1 rRNA gene is annotated in these 534 nt (G+C 52.4%); it reads left to right on the top strand.

The window, feature by feature from the left end:
- A 16S ribosomal RNA gene (locus ACJ8HH_RS23885) occupies positions 1–522 on the top strand; the annotation flags it as partial.
- Between the last annotated feature and the right edge of the window lie 12 nt (positions 523–534).

Consider the following 534-nt stretch of genomic DNA (forward strand, 5'->3'; position numbering starts at 1 on the left):
TTGGTGCCTTCGGGAACTCTGAGACAGGTGCTGCATGGCTGTCGTCAGCTCGTGTTGTGAAATGTTGGGTTAAGTCCCGCAACGAGCGCAACCCTTATCCTTTGTTGCCAGCGGTTCGGCCGGGAACTCAAAGGAGACTGCCAGTGATAAACTGGAGGAAGGTGGGGATGACGTCAAGTCATCATGGCCCTTACGAGTAGGGCTACACACGTGCTACAATGGCGTATACAAAGAGAAGCGACCTCGCGAGAGCAAGCGGACCTCATAAAGTACGTCGTAGTCCGGATTGGAGTCTGCAACTCGACTCCATGAAGTCGGAATCGCTAGTAATCGTAGATCAGAATGCTACGGTGAATACGTTCCCGGGCCTTGTACACACCGCCCGTCACACCATGGGAGTGGGTTGCAAAAGAAGTAGGTAGCTTAACCTTCGGGAGGGCGCTTACCACTTTGTGATTCATGACTGGGGTGAAGTCGTAACAAGGTAACCGTAGGGGAACCTGCGGTTGGATCACCTCCTTACCTAAAGATATT

Source organism: Serratia sp. CY32780, assembly GCF_052169135.1.
Taxonomy (GTDB): domain Bacteria; phylum Pseudomonadota; class Gammaproteobacteria; order Enterobacterales; family Enterobacteriaceae; genus Serratia; species Serratia sarumanii.